The organism is Bradyrhizobium sp. 1(2017) (genome assembly GCF_011602485.2).
GTDB lineage: Bacteria > Pseudomonadota > Alphaproteobacteria > Rhizobiales > Xanthobacteraceae > Bradyrhizobium.
In genome coordinates this window covers 746430-762247 of the sequence record NZ_CP050022.2, presented here as the reverse complement: position 1 = coordinate 762247, position 15818 = coordinate 746430, and the positions used below count along the sequence as shown (strand labels likewise).

Below are 15818 nucleotides of genomic sequence, written 5' to 3'. Positions count from 1 at the left end.
CGGATGACGCGCGCCGCCTCGGCGGCGAATTCAGGACATCGAGGATCCAACATGAAGACGTCTACCTTCGCGCGCGCCGTGCAGGCCGCGTTGATCGCTGCGGCCATCGGCGGCGCAAGCACGGCCGCATTGGCCGACATCAAGGACTACAAGTTCGAGCTCGTCGACCAATCGGTGCAGGCCGGGCCCGACAAGGTCATCACCGTCCGGCTCGTGAACACCAAGACCGGCAAACCGGTGCCGGATGCGGTGATCTTCGCCAGCCGTTTGGACATGGCTCCGGACGGCATGCAGGAGATGGCGACCAAGGTCACGGCCATGCCGGGGACGGAGCCGGGCACGTACCGTTTCAAGGCGACCTTCGGCATGGCCGGGCGGTGGCAGCTTTCGCTCGGAGCCAAGGTCCAGGGAGAGACCGGCGCCGTCGAGAACAAGCTCGTCATCACGGCGCAGAAGTGACGAGCTCCGTCGCAGCAAGCCTGGCCGCCGCGTTGATCGCGGCGGCGGGCATCGCATTCGTCGTTGCCGGCCCGCAGCGGCCGACGGCGCGAACCGCCGCCATGATCGGCCCCGCTGCGGCCGAGGAGAGCGGCGCCCCGATCTACTACCAGGATCCGGACGGCAAGCCGTCGTACTCGCTGGTGCCGAGCAAGACCAGGGATGGCCGGGATTTCCGCGCGGTGCCCGCAGGCGCCGATATCAGCTTCGACGATAACCAGGCGGAAACCCCGCCGCCGGCGACAACGGCGGCCGGCGCCTCCGGAGAGCGCAAGATCAAATACTACCGCAATCCCATGGGCCTGCCTGACACCTCGCCGACGCCGAAGAAGGACTCCATGGGGATGGACTACATCCCGGTCTATGAGGGCGAGGATAGCGACGACGGCACGGTCAAACTATCCCCCGGAAAAATCCAGCGGACCGGCGTCAAGTCGGAGCCCGCAGCGATGCGCGTGATCCGGACCGTCGTCAGAGCGCCGGGCACGATCGCGCTCGACGAGCGGCGGATCTCCGTCGTCGCCATGCGGGCGGAAAGCTTCATCCTGAAGGTGGCCGACGTCACGACCGGATCTCACGTGATCAAGGGGCAGCCGCTGATGGAGGTCTACAGCCCATCCGTCTCCTCTGCTGCCGCCGAGTACCTCACCACCATCACCTCGAAGACGACCAGCGGTGACGTTCAGTATGGCCGTGGATCGCGCCAGCGCCTGATGAACCTGGACGTGCCCGATGCTGCGATCTCGGCCATCGAGAAGAGCCGGACCGTGCCGACGTCGATCGGATGGACTTCGCCGCGCGACGGCATCGTGCTGGAGCGCAACGCCATCGAGGGCATGCGCGTCGAGCCTGGCGGGGTCCTCTTCCGGATCGCGGACCATTCGATGGTGTGGGCCCTGATCGACGTCGCCGAACGCGACCTCGGCATGATCGCCAAGGGCCAGCCGGTCACGGTCAAGGCGCGGAGCTTTCCCGGACGGGACTTTACGGGGAAGGTCCAGGTCATCTACCCGGAGATCAACAAGGAGACCCGGACCGCTCGCGTCCGCATCGAACTGCAGAATCCGGACCTGATCCTGCGGCACGACATGTACGTCGACGCCGACATCGACACGGGCAGCGGCGAGGCGGTCCTCACGGTACCCGAGAGCGCCGTGATGGACACCGGCGCCCGGCAGGCCGTTTTCGTCGACAAGGGGCAGGGTCGGCTGGAGCCCCGCGAGGTCAAGCTCGGCCACCGGGGAGGCGGCTTCGTGGAGGTCCGTCAAGGTCTCGCAGAGGGCGACGCCGTGGTGGTCTCCGCGAACTTCCTGATCGATGCTGAAAGCAACCTGAAGGCCGCCTTGAAGGGCTTTGCCGAGGGGGCGCAGCAATGATCGCGCGTCTCATCGCCTGGTCGGCTCGCAACCTGCTGCTGGTCCTGTTCGGGACCGGCTTCGCCGCCGCGGCGGGGCTGTACGCGCTGCTGCATCTGCCGCTCGATGCCATCCCGGATCTCTCGGACACCCAGGTCATCGTCTACACGGAGTACCCCGGCCAAGCCCCGCAGGTGATCGAGGACCAGGTCACCTATCCGTTGACGACGGCGATGCTGACCGTGCCGAAATCAAAGGTCGTGCGCGGCTTCTCTTTCTTCGGCGTCTCCTTCGTCTACGTCATCTTCGAGGACGGCACCGACATCTATTGGGCGCGCTCGCGCGTGCTGGAATTCCTCAACGGCGCCAGCGCGCGCCTGCCTGCCGGCGTGAGCCCCACGATCGGCCCCGACGCGACCGGCGTCGGCTGGGTCTACCAGTACGCAGTCATATCGAAGGAACTGAACCTCGCCGATACCCGCACCATCCAGGACTGGAATCTGAAGTTCGCACTGGCGAAGGCCGAGGGTGTCGCCGAGGTTGCGAGCGTCGGCGGCTTCGTCAAGCAGTACAACGTGATCCTCGATCCGCAGCGGATGCGCGACAGCGGTATCACCATGCAGAAGATGCGTGACGCGATCCGCGCCAGCAACGCCGACGTCGGCGGCCGGACCGTCGAGCTGTCCGAGTTCGAGTACGTCATTCGAGGCAAGGGCTACATCAGGTCGATCAATGACCTCGGCGACATCGTGCTGAAGACGTCCGGCGGCACGCCGGTGCTGCTGCGGGACGTCGCGCGGGTCGAACTCGGCCCCGACGAGCGGCGTGGCATCACGGAACTGAACGGCGAGGGCGAGGTCGCCAGCGGCATCGTGCTGCAGCGCTTCGGCCTCAACGCCCTGGAGGTGATCCAGAACGTCAAGAAGCGCTTCAAGGAGATCGCCTCCAGCCTGCCGAAGTCGGTCGAGATCGTGCCCGTCTACGACCGCTCCAACCTGATCTACGCGGCCATCGACACCCTCAAACACACGCTGTTCGAGGAGAGCGTCGTCGTCGCGCTGGTCTGCATCGTCTTCCTGCTGCATGTTCGCAGCGCGCTTGTCGCCATCCTGATGCTGCCGGTCGGCGTCTTGATGGCGTTCGGCGCCATGAAGCTGCTGGGCCTCGGCTCCAACATCATGAGCCTCGGCGGCATCGCGATCGCGATCGGCGCCATGGTCGATGCGGCCATCGTCATGATCGAGAACGCCCACAAGCACCTCGAACGCGCCGAGCCGGGAAAGCCCAGGATCGACGTCCTGATCACCGCCGCCTCGGAGGTGGGGCCTGCACTTTTCTTCAGCCTGCTGATCATCACGGTGTCGTTCATGCCGATCTTCACGCTGGAATCGCAGGAGGGGCGGCTGTTCAGCCCGCTGGCGTTCACGAAGACGTTCTCGATGGCGGCCGCCGCGCTCCTGTCGGTAACGTTGGTGCCGGCTCTGATGGTGATTTTCGTGGGCGGGCGGATCGTTCCGGAGCACAGGAATCCGATCAACCGCGTCCTGATCTGGATCTACCGCCCGGTGATCAAGGGCGTCATGCGCGCCAAGACGCTGGTGGTCGTGCTCGCGCTCGCCATTCTGGCCGTGAGCATCTGGCCGGCGCGGCAACTCGGTACCGAGTTCATGCCGAACCTCGACGAAGGCACGCTGCTCTACATGCCGACCACGCTGCCGGGCATCTCGGTCACAAAGGCCGGCGAACTGATGCAGACCCAGGATCGGATCATCCGCTCGTTTCCGGAGGTGTCCTCGGTCTATGGCAAGGCGGGGCGCGCCGCGACGGCGACCGACCCGGCGCCCTCGGAGATGTTCGAGACCATCGTCAACCTCAAGCCCAAGGAGGAGTGGCGGCCCGGCATGACCATCGATGGGCTGATCGCCGAAATGGACAAGGCACTGCAGTTTCCTGGGGTCTCCAACGCCTGGACCATGCCGATCAAAGCCCGCATCGACATGCTGTCCACGGGCATACGAACGCCGATCGGCGTCAAGGTGATCGGAACCGACCTGGTCGAGATCGATAAGCTCGCCAAGCAGATCGAGCAGGTCCTCAAGGCCGTGCCGGGCACCTCATCGGCCTACGCCGAGCGTGGCATCGGCGGCTACTATCTGGAAGTCACCCCCGACCGTGCCGCGCTGGCGCGCTACGGCATCATGGTCCAGGACGTTCAGGACACGATCGCGACTGCGCTCGGCGGCCAGACCGTGACCACGACCGTGGAAGGGCGGCAGCGCTTCACCGTCAACATGCGCTATCCGCGCGATCTGCGCGACAACCCGCAAGCCATCGCCAACGACGTGCTGGTGCCGATGCCCGCGGGCGGCGCGGTACCGCTCGGCGAGGTTGCCAAGGTCGCGCCGGCGCGCGGGCCGACCTCGATCCGGACCGAGAATGGGCAGCTCGCGACCTACATCTACGTCGACATCCGTGACCGCGACCTCGGCGGCTATGTCGCCGACGCCAAAGCCGCCGTGCAGGCCAGCATCCAATTCCCGGCCGGGTACTACGTCATGTGGAGCGGCCAGTACGAATACCTGGAGCGCGCAACTGCGCGGCTGAAGCTCGTCGTGCCCGTGACGCTGCTGATCATCTTCCTGCTGCTGTACCTGAACTTCCGATCGATCGCGGAGACGATGATCGTGATGTTGTCGCTGCCGTTCGCGCTCGTCGGCGGGCTCTGGCTGATGTGGTGGTTGAGCTTCAACCTTTCGGTGGCGGTCGCCGTTGGCTTCATCGCGCTCGCCGGCGTCGCCGCAGAGACCGGCGTCGTCATGCTGATCTATCTCAATCAGGCGCTGGCGCAGACCGCGGCTAGGCGTGCCGCCGAGGGGCGGGCCCTGACCCGCGGCGACCTTTATGACGCCATCATGGAGGGCGCGGTGGAGCGCGTACGGCCCAAGATGATGACAGTCGTCGCGATCATGGCGGGCCTGCTACCGATCATGTGGAGTACGGGGACAGGCTCCGAGATCATGCAGCGAATCGCGGTGCCGATGATCGGGGGAATGATTTCTTCCACGCTGCTGACGCTGATCGTGATCCCGGCGATCTTCGGCCTGGTGAAGGGCTTTGGGCTGCCGCGCGATGATCGTAGGGCTTCGCCGGGAATCCGCAAGCGGATCGAACCTGTCCAGCCTGTTCCGGAGCCGGTCGAATGAGGTGATGAGCAGAGGATCCGACTAGGGCGCGCACTCGCAGGCTGGTTGGCTGACGTAAGATTTACCGCCAGCATCGGCCGACGAGCGGATGGCTTCCGAGCCCGAGACTGGCCATCAATTGGACCCGCGGACAATCTCGAACGCGGTACATCCTGGCCGAGACGATACTGTCATTGCTGCATCTAGTCTTCGCACGAATGCTTTTACGACCTGCATGCCGAATCCCTTACTCTGATCGACGTCAAATCCGGCCGGCAATCCTTGCCCTTGATCAGACACTTTCAATATCCATCCGCTCGCGGTGGTCCTGAAACTTACATCGACAGAGCCGGTCTGACCCGGGTTATAAGCATATTTGAAACTATTCGTGGCCAACTCCGCCACCAAAAGACCTAACCCGCTCGCCACGTCCGATCGGACACTGGCGTTCTCCGCGTCAACATTGATCGCAGTGATCTGAGCCGGTGCCGTGTGCTTGAGGCTTGCGCAGAGTCTACACATGAAGGTATCGATTTCGATCTCTTCATGGCTCCCGGTCAGGTGCAGCTGCTTGTGGACGGTTGCGATGGCGAGCACGCGATTGCTGGCCATATCAAGCTGATTCTTTGTTTCTTCGTTGGTCGCTCTGCGGCTCTGGAGCGCCAAAATCGATTGGACAAGTTGCAATGAATTCATGAGCCGGTGATCGCCTTCGCGCATCAACGTCTCTTTTTCCTTGACCAGGTCTTCGGCCTCGACTCTGGCGGCGTGTTCGGCCTCGCTGATCCGGCGTAGTTCAAGCAACTTCATCACTTGATTGGCCATCAATCGCAAGAAAGACTTCTGAGTATCGTCAAGCTCGCGTGGCTTGTAATCGAGCACGCAAACGGTACCGAGCGGAAAGCCATCAGGCGTCTCCAAGAGCGCACCGGCATAAAACCGCAAATGCGGGTCACCCGTGACCAGCGGATTATCAGCGAAACGCGAATCCAGGGTGGTGTCGGGTACGATGAATAGGCCGGGCTGCAAAATCGCATGCGCACAGATTGAGCTGTCCAGCGGCGTTTCCCGGACACCCAACCCGACCTCCGCCTTGAACCATTGGCGGCCATGGTCGATCAAATTGATGACGGAGATTGGCGTGCCGCAGATGGCGGAGGCGACCTTCACGATTTCGTCGAAATCTGCCTCTCGCAGCGAGTCGAGAATGCCATACCGCCGGAGGGCACCAAGACGATCCTCCTCGGCCCTATGCAGATCAGCTTTCACGAATACTCTGTGATTTCGATTTTCGGGCACCGTGCGCTTTGCGGACATCGATGTCCATGTGTTTCGGTCGGGAGGCGCTCGCTCTGAGGAACTATCAAGCCGGAGGCCTAGCTAAGCCCGAAGGCATTTATGCTTGAAGTCAGATTAGCGGCACGCAGACCGAGCCGCGTCTTCCTTCACGCCGCGGGCGACGATCCGGAGGGCGCCGTTCGGAAGCGGTCGCTGCAGCTTCAGGGCCTCATCCGGAGACGCCGTCATCCAGATCTCGACCTCTTCCGGCGTGGTCAGGATCACCGGCATCGCCTTCGGGTGGATGGCGCCTACTTCCGCGTTCGGCTCCGTCGTCAGGAACGCATAGAGATCGTTGGTGGTCTCGCCCTCTTTCACCTTCCTGACCGAAGTCCAGTTGGTCCAGATGCCGGCGAAGCAGGCCAGCGGGCGGGTCTCGTCGAGCGCGAACCAGATGTCGCCGCCCTCGGTCTTGTTGAACTCGCTGAATGAGTTGAACGGGACGACGCAACGGTTCTCGACGCCCAGCCATCGGGTCCAGTGTCTACTCTTCACGTTGCGGATGTTGGTTATTCCGGAATCCGGCTCCATCCGGAGCAATTCCTTGAAGTCTACCGTCTTGCCTTTGGCTTGCAGCTTCTCGGCGCGCTTCTTCGTCGCGTCCATCAGCGCCTTCGACGACGACGGCATTCCCCAGCGCGCGGTGGCGAGCTCGCGTCCGTCGGCGCCTGTCCGGACGATCGGTGCCCTATAGTCGGGAAAGACGCCCGGCATCGGCGCGAGATTGCCGACGTAACGGTTGACCACCCGGAACAGCGCGCCGATGGCGGCCTGGTTGGTGGTGATCGAGTACAAATTGCACACGTTGGTCAGGTCTCCGGATCCGGATGGCGGGCCCGCTGCGCCAGCTGCAGCAGCGTGGCCGGCGGCCGCCGCCCGGCCTTAGCACACTTGCTGCAGCGGAGACGGCTCGCTAGGTCGTGCACGAAAGTGGTCGGCGGATGGCGCAGCGCGGCCATGTCGACGTCCCGCTTGGTCCTGCAGCGCGAGCATTCGATCTCGATCCAGGGGTATCCCCCATTCAGGGCCTGGTCGATCGTTGGCGAGGGGTCGATCGGCTCGCCATTGGCCCACATCCGCTCGTTCCAGGATTCGCACAGCAGCTTGTCGGCCGCCCGGATCAAGGTCTCGCCCTTCGCGCGGGCTTCGGCCGACTGCGCAGCGAGGATCGACGTCATTGCCCGAGCCCGGCCGAGTTCCTTGGCGAGAGCCTTGCGGTCGCCTCCGGACAACGGGGTCGGGTGGTGCTTGGGGGCCATGGCCGTCCCGCCGGGCTAGGCGCCCTCGAACGACGGCCAGCAGCCGTCTTCCTCATGTCGCCCGGTCCGCTGCGAACACGTGTTGTCCAGCAGCCGCTGCCCGACGTCCCTCCAGACCGCGTCAGGGCCGTAGAGCCGAACGGCATCGACCTTCTGGATCTCGACGGTTCGGCCGCAGCGGCGGCAGCCGACCCTCAGAATATGCTCAGGAATCCGGCTCAGCCGCAGCGTTCGTCCGGAGGCGCAGCGAGTCGGGCTCGCAGCGATACGGGGGTCCTCCAAAACAGCCTGCCAGTATTCGGGCGGCAGGTCGTCTGCCGGTCCTACGGCCCGCGTGGGCGAGGTTTCTCGTACCATTGCGGGAGAGGAGACGAGCTTTTCCATCTGCTGCCTGGTGGGGAAGCGCCAGCTGGCGGGTCGGTCGGTCATCGCATGATTAGAACATATCAGGAACAGTGGAGTCGAGTCGGGTGGGGGCGAAATTTACGACATCGCCGATGACGCCCACCGCAACCGGACAAGGTCGGTCCCAACGCGGCGTCCTGTAAAGGTCGCACATCTCAGGTTTCCTCGATCTGGCACGGGCGCTGCGCCATCCGTAAACCGTGGCCGCCCGCCGCCCTACGTAGCGGCAGGGTCGACCGCCCCTTGGGTGCGCAGATCCAGGACATCGACGCCCGGGCGATCGTCTCCGTTCAGCGCAGCCGCGACTTTATCGGGGAATAGCTCGTGGTACTTCTCGATGATCCCGCGCCCCGATCGCCAGCCGGCGTCCCTCAGTTTTTCCGACAGAGGACGGTCGATGATCACATACTTGATGCCCATGTCCGCAGGGGCGATCGAGATCTGCCGAAGACGATGCTCCGCCTCGATGTGCATGGCGTCGACGATGACATCCCGTCCATCCTCCATGATCTTGGAGCTGGCGATCCGAACGCGATGAAAGATGCCTGCCTGACTGCCGGGCGTTTCGCCGTCCGCGCTGATCTCCCGCCTGATCTCGTCGGAAGAGACGATTTCGACACCCTGTTCGGACGACCACGTCGACTTTCCTCCTCCCGAGGGGCCTACGGTCAAAATCATGGTCTGGCCGCATCGAGGCCAATTCCAGCCCGGAACGTCCCCTTCGATCAGATCGCGGTGAGCTTCGTAGTAATCGGAGATCTTCGATATCTGATCGGGATTGAGTAGATCGGGATGGGCGACCTTGTTGCGCATGAATTGGGCGACGCGTCTGAGCTCCCTCTCTTCCGGCGACATGACGCCGTCGGCAAGCTGTTGCAGATCGTAGAATTCGAGCTTCCGATAGTCGGTGACGGCAACTTCACGCGATCCGTACTTCTTCATCCATGGCTTTTCGGGCGACACCAATTTCGCGAGGTACTCCTTGTGTCGCCCGATCAGGGATCGCAGGATTCGATATGCGAACGGGAGAAGGACGCCGGCCTGAGCGCTCCACATCCTTCGGCGGAGGTGCTCGTGCATCCCGTATTTGATGGCGCCGATCGCGTGAGCGGCCGGTTCGTCCTCCCAGTAGTCGACCAAGCCGTTCTCCCAGCACGGAAAGCGGACTTCCGACGCGACGGCAGCGCGTTCCAGCAGCGGGAGCGGATCGATCTGATCCGAAACCTCCCACGCCAGCATGCGCTCCAAGACTTCGCGCGACCAGGCGGCAACTTCGATCGTCGTCGCATGTCCGACGCGGGATGCCAGATCGGCCGATGGTCGGGTACCGATCTGCGCGGCGTAACTGATCGCGTCGTAGCGGCCGACGGCGCCTTGCGTCGTCAGCGATCGCGCAGAACCGCGGAGCACCGTGGTCTCTTCGCGGGTCAGCCCGGCCGGCAGCAGAACGATCAGGATGGGGCCGACTACGATCTCTTCGGAACGCGACAGGTGCAGTTGTCGCAGGAACAGGCCCCAACGCCGCAAGCTGTCGCGCCCAATGCCGTCAACGACGAGGACCTGGTCGGCGAGGCTCGGATGGGACGCGAACTCGCCGACCGAGCCGATCTCGACGGCGGAGATCCCGAGGGCTCCTGCCAGAAGATGGGGAATGGGTTGCGTCTGGTCTTCGCGCGACACGTCGAGCGTGGCGCATTCCAACGAGAGCTCGCCCCTGAGCTTGCGTCCGATCGCACCTGTGAGCCCGGATGGGCGCGGGTCCGGCGCCGCCAGACAAAGCACCCTTTCGCGGTTTTCCACCGACTGCACGATCTTGCCGATGACACTGGCAGGGCCAGGGAGGTCCCACCAGACGTGGAGGCGATCCATCTAATCACTCCGGCCGAAGCAGTGCGGCATGAACCAGGGGGTTGAGATCGACCTTGCGGATCCCCTGACCCGATTGATCTGGAGGAAAGGAGATGATGCCAAGCAGGTCGCTGTAGATTCCCACCACTCGCGGCGAGATGTTGCGGCCGTCGAACGTGCAGAGGCTCTGAAAGTCCGTGGTCGTGATGGTCGAGCCGTCGGCATATGCGGCCAGGTCGCGGTAGAAGCCAATCAGCTGACGGGGAATGCCGAGCCGATCAAGGAGATCCGTCGACGACAAGACCGTCTCCTTCTCGCGCTCGACCAGGTCCGGCGCGCGCCGGCCGTCTTCGGCGATCCGCGAGAGTAGCGGGCCTGCGATCTCGGACCACCCTCCCGTGGCCCGGAAGATTCGATCGACGAGATCGCCGGAAAGTTGCAGCGATTCGAGGCGGCTGCCGAGGTAGGATCTAGCCCAAGGTCGCAATTTGACGATCTTGATCTGGGGAAGCACCCGCTGAAGCACCGTACGATCTCTCGACCACTCCTCGGCATGCGCGGGATCTCCGACGAAGATCAAGCGCACTTCGCCTTTGCGGACGCGACTGGCCCGCTCGGCCTCGACGACCCATTCCGGACGCCACGGGGTCTCCGGAGAGACGACGATCACCTTGGAAGCGCGCGTCCCCTTCGTCGACTTCTTGACGTCGTCGAGCATGTCCTTCTTGGACCCGTAGTTCTTGATTTCGACGTCGACCAACCTGTCCTTGACCCGTCGGGCGTCGAGCAGCGCGCTTTCTACGAAGCGGATGCCGGCGTAGTCCGTTCCGAAGACGACGCCGACTCCGCGACTGCCGTCACGGCCTCTCGATGTCGCCGCATCAAGTTGCGCGCTCGTCGATGGAGGACCGCGAGGTGCTTTTCGACCTTGAGCCTGAGTAGGCGGTCGTTCCGAAGCAGTTCGACCACCTCATTCGAATCGGCCAAGTAGGCGAGCGATCCCCCCAAGCCCACGGACGTATATAGACTGCTCACCAAGCGAGTGGCGATCGCCAAGTCGCTCTTCAAGTCGCCACCTGCATTCGAGGAAGCCTTCGTGAATACTGCTTCCTCTGCGGCCCGACCGCACAGAACTGCGACTGCGCGGTTCTCTATGTCGTCTTTCGTCGGCAGAACTAGGTCGACGTTCTCGATCAACGTCTCTCCCAGCCCACCGCCATTCTCGCGAACGACGCATCGCTTCACAGCACCGCTTTTCGATGCCAGGGTACCGATCGCGTGTCCCGCTTCATGGATACAGATGCGCCAGAGCGTCTCCGGATCCAGATCGCTCCTAGGAAGCGCGGCTGCGCGCAAGTCTGCCGACGACAAGGTTCCCTTTCGCCGCCGTGCGAGACGGCGGGCCTCGCGTACACACTGCATGATTTCCGCACCGGTGGCGTTCTCGATCAGTACGGCGATTTCGCCGAGATCGCCGTCGGGGATGTCTCCTGCCACGTGATAGCGAAGAATATTGAGTGTTCCATCGTAGTTGGGGCGCTTAATTTCGATGGCCCTTTCGAGCCGACCAGGACGCATCAGTGCGGGATCCAGGTCGGCAATGCGGTTGGTAGCGCCGATCACTATGATCCGTCCGCGCTTGTTCTCCCCTTCATCCCAACCGTCGCCGTCCACGGCAAGACCATTGTCTAAATTGGAAAGTACGTCTCCCAGAACGACCGTCCAAAAGTCTCTATTCCGATCCGACATCTTGTCTCGATTCGGGATCGCGTCGATTTCATCCAGAAAGAGCAGACAGGGCGCTTGCGACTGCAATGCCAGAGCACGTGCGGCGGCGAAGACTTGCCTTTCGGCACGAATCACGTCCGAAAGATAACCAGATCCAGACGATGCCCAGTCCGCTACGTTGGATTCGACGATTTTTATGCCGCACGACGCCGCGACCATCCTGGCCCAAAGCGACTTACCGAGCCCCGGATCTTTTGAGTAGACGACGGCGCCGCGATCGATAGCTGACCACGGGATCCTACCAGCGCGAAAATCCTCGATATCCTGCGCTAGGTTCAGCGCCCATCGCCTCGCCTCTCCGTACTCGACGGCCGTCTTGAGATCCGGCAGCGATTGAGACACATTGTCGAGGCTCGTCTTGGCCGATATCGCGGCGAGGCGTCTCCGGATTTCGCGGGGAGACGAGTTGGCACGAAAGCTCGCAAGAATGTCCGGAAAATCCAATCCGAGGACTGAGATCTTCGAGAAGTCGCAATCGTGCGGCTTGCCGTGATAGCGTGCGACTGCCTCAGCCATGAGCTCGCCGGACGGCAGCGCGATGTTGATCCGAAAGTCGGCCGCGGCAACGAGGGTAGCAGGAAGAATTCTTGCATCGGCGGCGATACCCACGACGGAGCGCTCAGTCAGTTCGAGCGCGACCTCGTCCGATCCCTTGTCCGCACTATGGCGACGGTTATCGGAACCATCTCTCAGAACTTGCTTCCACGCAGCGCCGAAGTGTTTCGACCAATAGGCTCCGATTGGCCCGATCCATGCCGGCGTCGGCACTCTGATGACAACCGCGGTCGGGTTCTTTCGAGCCACAATCTTTCGGCGAACAGATGGCGACACCGCCCCCTCGAAGGCCGCAGCCGCGATGGCCAAACGCGCACTGCTCTTCAGGTAGCTGTCGTCGCCGGCCACGGGTTCATCCAGCTCCTCTAGATCGAAGTCGGTCTCCGTGACCTTCTCGGGCTCGTCGTTCGGCATTGTCTCCAGACTCGCTCCTCTTGCGACGATCACGACTCGATATCGAAAATCAGGCGCGGATCGAATCCGGGCACCTCGTCGGCGTAACCATGCGGGTTGCAGACCACGCGGGTCGTGCCGATCCGGTAATCGGTCGGCGCGTGGACGTGCCCGTGAAACCAATAGTCGACGCGCGGGACAAGCCCGTCGCCACTGTGCGACGGGTTGCCCAACAGATCGTCGGCGATCGTACGCCCAGACGAAAGGATGGGTCATCAAGAACGTCGTCTCCTTGACGCCGTACAAGCACAAAAAGAAGAAGAAGCGCCCACCGATGCCCTCGGTGGAGGAGGTGAAGGCCCTCATCGAAACCACGGCGGAGAAGTGGGCCGACTACTTGGCCATGCTCTTCGTGCTGATTTTCTGTGGTCTGCGAGGATCCGAGCTGCGCGCCCTATGCTGGGCCGACGTCGACTTCAAGAAGGGCTTGATCACGATCACCAAGCGCGCCGACCGGTGGGGAATCGTCGCTCAGCCGAAGTCTGACGCCGGGACACGCGACATCGTCATGAACGCCACCACCGAGAAGGCTCTTAAAGAATGGAAGCTAAGGTGTCCAAGGAGCGATCTCGGTCTAGTGTTCGCGACATCTCGAGGGACGGTGCAAAATCACGCCAACCTGATGAATCGGTTCCTTCGCTTGGCACAGATCGAAGCTGGGGTCACCAAGCAGAAGGTCGTCAACGACAAAGGTAAGCAAGGCAGCAAGCTTGTTGCGAAATTCGGCATGCATGCCTTGCGGCACTTTTGCGCCGCGCTCTGGATCGAGGCCGATTTTTCACCTAAGCGTATTCAAGCGATGATGGGCCACGCATCGATCATTCAAACCTTCGATATCTACGGCTACCTATTCGAAGCCAGGATGAACGTCGAGGAGGCCAAAGATCGCGCCGAAGCGATCGTGATGAGGGGCTGAATGCCGCACCCGCGTCCCTGCGAATACGTGTGAGAGATGGAGGCCAAACGACGGTCTATCGGAAACTGGCCGGTCAGGCCTGAATGTCTAGGACCTGTACGAAATGCCACGAACCAGTTAACAGTCGGCGGAGTTGCAAAGAGCAGATCAGAGAAGGTCGATGGTTGAAAAGATCGCGCCGGCGACACGCAGTCGCATGATGGCATCGATCAAAGGCAAGAATACTGCGCCGGAGCGGGCTGTCAGGAGGATGCTTCATACATTAGGATTCCGCTTTAGGATTCACCGTCGCGACTTGCCAGGCAAACCTGATATCGTGCTGCCGCGACACAGGCTGGCGATACTGGTTCACGGCTGCTTCTGGCATAGGCATCCAGGTTGCCGTTTTGCGACAACGCCCAAGACCAATGCGCCCTTTTGGCAGGCCAAATTTCAGAATAACATTCGGCGGGACATGGAAGCGCTCGGGCAACTCGACGAGGCGGGCTGGAGGACCTTGGTTGTCTGGGAATGTAGCGTGAAGGCCGATGCGCAAGGCAAATCTGGGCTACCGCGCCTGCTTCAGCAGGCGATCGCCTCCCAAAAGCGGCACCTTCAGATCCCCAAGGCAATCCCTCGCCGTCGTAACACCAGATCGAAGAACTGAGATCGCACCTTGATGAAACCAGCGTTTCCGGTTGTCGATCTATTTGCCGGTCCCGGTGGCTTAGGAGAGGGATTTTCGGCGTTCTGCGACAGCCGTGGCCAGCACCCATTTGCAATTGCGCTTTCGGTCGAGAAGGAGCCCTCGGCTTTTGAGACCCTCCGTCTGCGCAGCTTCCTGCGGCAGTTTGGTCAAAAGTTTCCAAAGGAGTATTATTCGTTCATCAACGGCGCGACCTCGTCGCCCGACTGGGGGCACCTCTATCCGAAGGAATGGGAAGCCGCATGCCACGAGGCTCTTCGGCTCGAACTTGGTACATCAACAGCAAAAGCCGTGTTGAGGCCGCGGCTGACTGAACTTCGGAAAACCGCGTCGACAAGGTCAGTTCTGATCGGCGGGCCTCCATGCCAAGCGTATTCGCTCGTTGGGCGCGCCCGGAACCGAGGAATCAAGGGATACAAGGCTCGCAACGACCTGAGACACTTTCTCTATCGAGAATACATAGAGGTCATCCACCAGCTTCAGCCGGCTGTATTCGTAATGGAAAACGTCAAGGGGATGATCTCATCATCCGTCGATGGCAAGGAGATCTTCGACCTCGTCCTTTCAGACCTGCGGGATGCCGGAGGACGCAAAAACAGCTATCGGCTCTTTGCGCTGTCATCGACCGCCGAGGGCCGAATGACGCTTGCAGTCCCTAGTCATCACCGATCGTTCGTAGTCCGCGCCGAAGAGTTCGGAGTCCCTCAGGCCCGTCACCGCGTAATAGTGATCGGAGTCCGAGCAGATATCGAAGTGCAGGACGCTATCGATCTGACCGCAGATGACCACACGTCCAAGTCTCCGCCAGATCCGCAGATCGTGCGCAGCGTACTTTCTGGTATGCCGAGATTACGCAGCGGTCTCAGCAAAAATGACAGCCATGATCGATGGGTCAGTGAAGTCTCCTCGTCGCTTTCCAGAATTGTGAAGCTGTCGGACTCAAACCATGACCTGACGGACATTGCTGATCGCGCTAAGAAGATTCAGGCGCGATTTCGAGATACAGCTTCTAAACTTCATCGAGTCGCCTCCGAACCGCCATCAATCGGGAGTACAGCTGCCCCAAGATTGAGAAGGTGGCTACTCGACTCAAAAATAGAAGCCGCCCCCAACAGTGAGACGCGCACGCATATGCCCGCGGATCTCACGCGGTATCTCTTCTCTGCGATTTTTGGCGCGGTTCGTGGCCGATCACCGAAAGCGTCAGATTTCCCAGCGAGCCTCTCGCCATCACACCGCAACTGGAAGACTGGAAAATTCTCGGACCGCTTCAGGGTTCAGCTCGACGATCGGCCGTCGAGCACTATCACAAGTCACATCGCAAAGGACGGTCACTACTTTATTCATCCGGATCCGCTCCAGTGCCGCAGCCTTACGGTGAGGGAGGCTGCGCGACTTCAGACATTTCCGGATAACTACTATTTCACGGGCAATCGAACGCAACAGTACGTTCAGGTCGGCAATGCAGTGCCTCCCTACTTAGCCCTGCAGATTGCCGAGGTTGTAGCCAATGTCGTTAAGAAGGCGACTTAGACT

The 15818-nt window shown here is 61.9% G+C and carries 14 protein-coding genes; 6 read left to right on the top strand and 8 right to left on the bottom strand.

Going from position 1 to position 15818, the window contains the following annotated elements; all coding sequences use genetic code 11:
* Window positions 1–51 precede the first annotated feature (51 nt).
* From HAP40_RS03525 to HAP40_RS03515, 3 genes are read left to right on the top strand one after another with little or no spacing between them, the layout of a single operon-like run.
* Window positions 52–459 carry a FixH family protein gene (locus HAP40_RS03525; protein ID WP_166819087.1) on the top strand — a complete coding sequence of 136 codons (408 nt, stop codon included), beginning with the start codon at window positions 52–54 and terminating at the stop codon, window positions 457–459.
* Window positions 456–1874, top strand: coding sequence for an efflux RND transporter periplasmic adaptor subunit (locus tag HAP40_RS03520; protein WP_166819088.1), 1419 nt, complete (start codon window positions 456–458; stop codon window positions 1872–1874). Before HAP40_RS03525 ends, HAP40_RS03520 begins: the two co-directional genes overlap by 4 nt.
* Complete coding sequence (locus tag HAP40_RS03515; protein ID WP_166819089.1) at window positions 1871–5056, top strand: efflux RND transporter permease subunit; 3186 nt, start codon at window positions 1871–1873, stop codon at window positions 5054–5056. Before HAP40_RS03520 ends, HAP40_RS03515 begins: the two co-directional genes overlap by 4 nt.
* A gap of 114 nt (window positions 5057–5170) precedes the next feature.
* On the opposite strand, the gene HAP40_RS03510 is transcribed toward HAP40_RS03515, so the two are convergent.
* The 8 genes from HAP40_RS03510 to HAP40_RS03475 form a co-directional block, all read right to left on the bottom strand.
* Window positions 5171–6352 (bottom strand): sensor histidine kinase, encoded by a 1182-nt coding sequence (locus HAP40_RS03510; RefSeq protein WP_208024824.1) that lies wholly within the window; start codon window positions 6350–6352, stop codon window positions 5171–5173.
* A gap of 96 nt (window positions 6353–6448) precedes the next feature.
* The gene (locus HAP40_RS03505) at window positions 6449–7177 is read right to left on the bottom strand and encodes an SOS response-associated peptidase (RefSeq protein ID WP_166819091.1); all 729 of its coding nucleotides are present in this window, start codon (window positions 7175–7177) and stop codon (window positions 6449–6451) included.
* A 5-nt stretch (window positions 7178–7182) separates the two neighbouring features.
* Window positions 7183–7632, bottom strand: coding sequence for a hypothetical protein (locus tag HAP40_RS03500; protein ID WP_166819092.1), 450 nt, complete (start codon window positions 7630–7632; stop codon window positions 7183–7185).
* A gap of 15 nt (window positions 7633–7647) precedes the next feature.
* Complete coding sequence (locus tag HAP40_RS03495; RefSeq protein WP_166819093.1) at window positions 7648–8061, bottom strand: hypothetical protein; 414 nt, start codon at window positions 8059–8061, stop codon at window positions 7648–7650.
* A gap of 192 nt (window positions 8062–8253) precedes the next feature.
* A complete protein-coding gene (locus tag HAP40_RS03490) occupies window positions 8254–9906 on the bottom strand; it encodes an AAA family ATPase (protein WP_166819094.1) in 1653 nt (550 codons plus the stop codon).
* 4 nt (window positions 9907–9910) lie between these two features.
* Entirely contained in the window at window positions 9911–10645 is a 735-nt protein-coding gene (locus tag HAP40_RS03485; RefSeq protein ID WP_166819095.1) for a hypothetical protein, read from the bottom strand.
* Between the two features lie 38 nt (window positions 10646–10683).
* The gene (locus tag HAP40_RS03480) at window positions 10684–12642 is read right to left on the bottom strand and encodes an AAA family ATPase (RefSeq protein WP_166819096.1); all 1959 of its coding nucleotides are present in this window, start codon (window positions 12640–12642) and stop codon (window positions 10684–10686) included.
* A gap of 29 nt (window positions 12643–12671) precedes the next feature.
* Window positions 12672–12854: a hypothetical protein gene (locus HAP40_RS03475; RefSeq protein ID WP_166819097.1), complete on the bottom strand. Its 183-nt coding sequence runs from the start codon at window positions 12852–12854 to the stop codon at window positions 12672–12674.
* Window positions 12855–12913: 59 nt separating this feature from the next.
* Between HAP40_RS03475 and HAP40_RS03470 the strand changes: the two genes are divergently transcribed.
* The 3 genes from HAP40_RS03470 (at window position 12914) to HAP40_RS03460 (ending at window position 15815) form a co-directional block, all read left to right on the top strand.
* Entirely contained in the window at window positions 12914–13597 is a 684-nt protein-coding gene (locus HAP40_RS03470; protein ID WP_166819098.1) for a site-specific integrase, read from the top strand.
* A gap of 160 nt (window positions 13598–13757) precedes the next feature.
* A complete protein-coding gene (locus HAP40_RS03465; protein WP_166819099.1) occupies window positions 13758–14243 on the top strand; it encodes a very short patch repair endonuclease in 486 nt (161 codons plus the stop codon).
* Window positions 14244–14255: 12 nt separating this feature from the next.
* The gene (locus HAP40_RS03460) at window positions 14256–15815 is read left to right on the top strand and encodes a DNA cytosine methyltransferase (protein ID WP_166819100.1); all 1560 of its coding nucleotides are present in this window, start codon (window positions 14256–14258) and stop codon (window positions 15813–15815) included.
* The last annotated feature ends 3 nt before the right edge of the window (window positions 15816–15818 follow it).

Coding starts and splice junctions, on each gene's coding strand:
- HAP40_RS03515 (WP_166819089.1), top strand. CDS start 1,871: ATGATCGCGCGTCTCATCGCCTGGTCGGCTCGCAACCTGCTGCTGGTC.
- HAP40_RS03500 (WP_166819092.1), bottom strand. CDS start 7,632: ATGGCCCCCAAGCACCACCCGACCCCGTTGTCCGGAGGCGACCGCAAG.
- HAP40_RS03465 (WP_166819099.1), top strand. CDS start 13,758: ATGGTTGAAAAGATCGCGCCGGCGACACGCAGTCGCATGATGGCATCG.
- HAP40_RS03490 (WP_166819094.1), bottom strand. CDS start 9,906: ATGGATCGCCTCCACGTCTGGTGGGACCTCCCTGGCCCTGCCAGTGTC.
- HAP40_RS03480 (WP_166819096.1), bottom strand. CDS start 12,642: ATGCCGAACGACGAGCCCGAGAAGGTCACGGAGACCGACTTCGATCTA.
- HAP40_RS03495 (WP_166819093.1), bottom strand. CDS start 8,061: ATGACCGACCGACCCGCCAGCTGGCGCTTCCCCACCAGGCAGCAGATG.
- HAP40_RS03460 (WP_166819100.1), top strand. CDS start 14,256: ATGAAACCAGCGTTTCCGGTTGTCGATCTATTTGCCGGTCCCGGTGGC.
- HAP40_RS03525 (WP_166819087.1), top strand. CDS start 52: ATGAAGACGTCTACCTTCGCGCGCGCCGTGCAGGCCGCGTTGATCGCT.
- HAP40_RS03510 (WP_208024824.1), bottom strand. CDS start 6,352: ATGTCCGCAAAGCGCACGGTGCCCGAAAATCGAAATCACAGAGTATTC.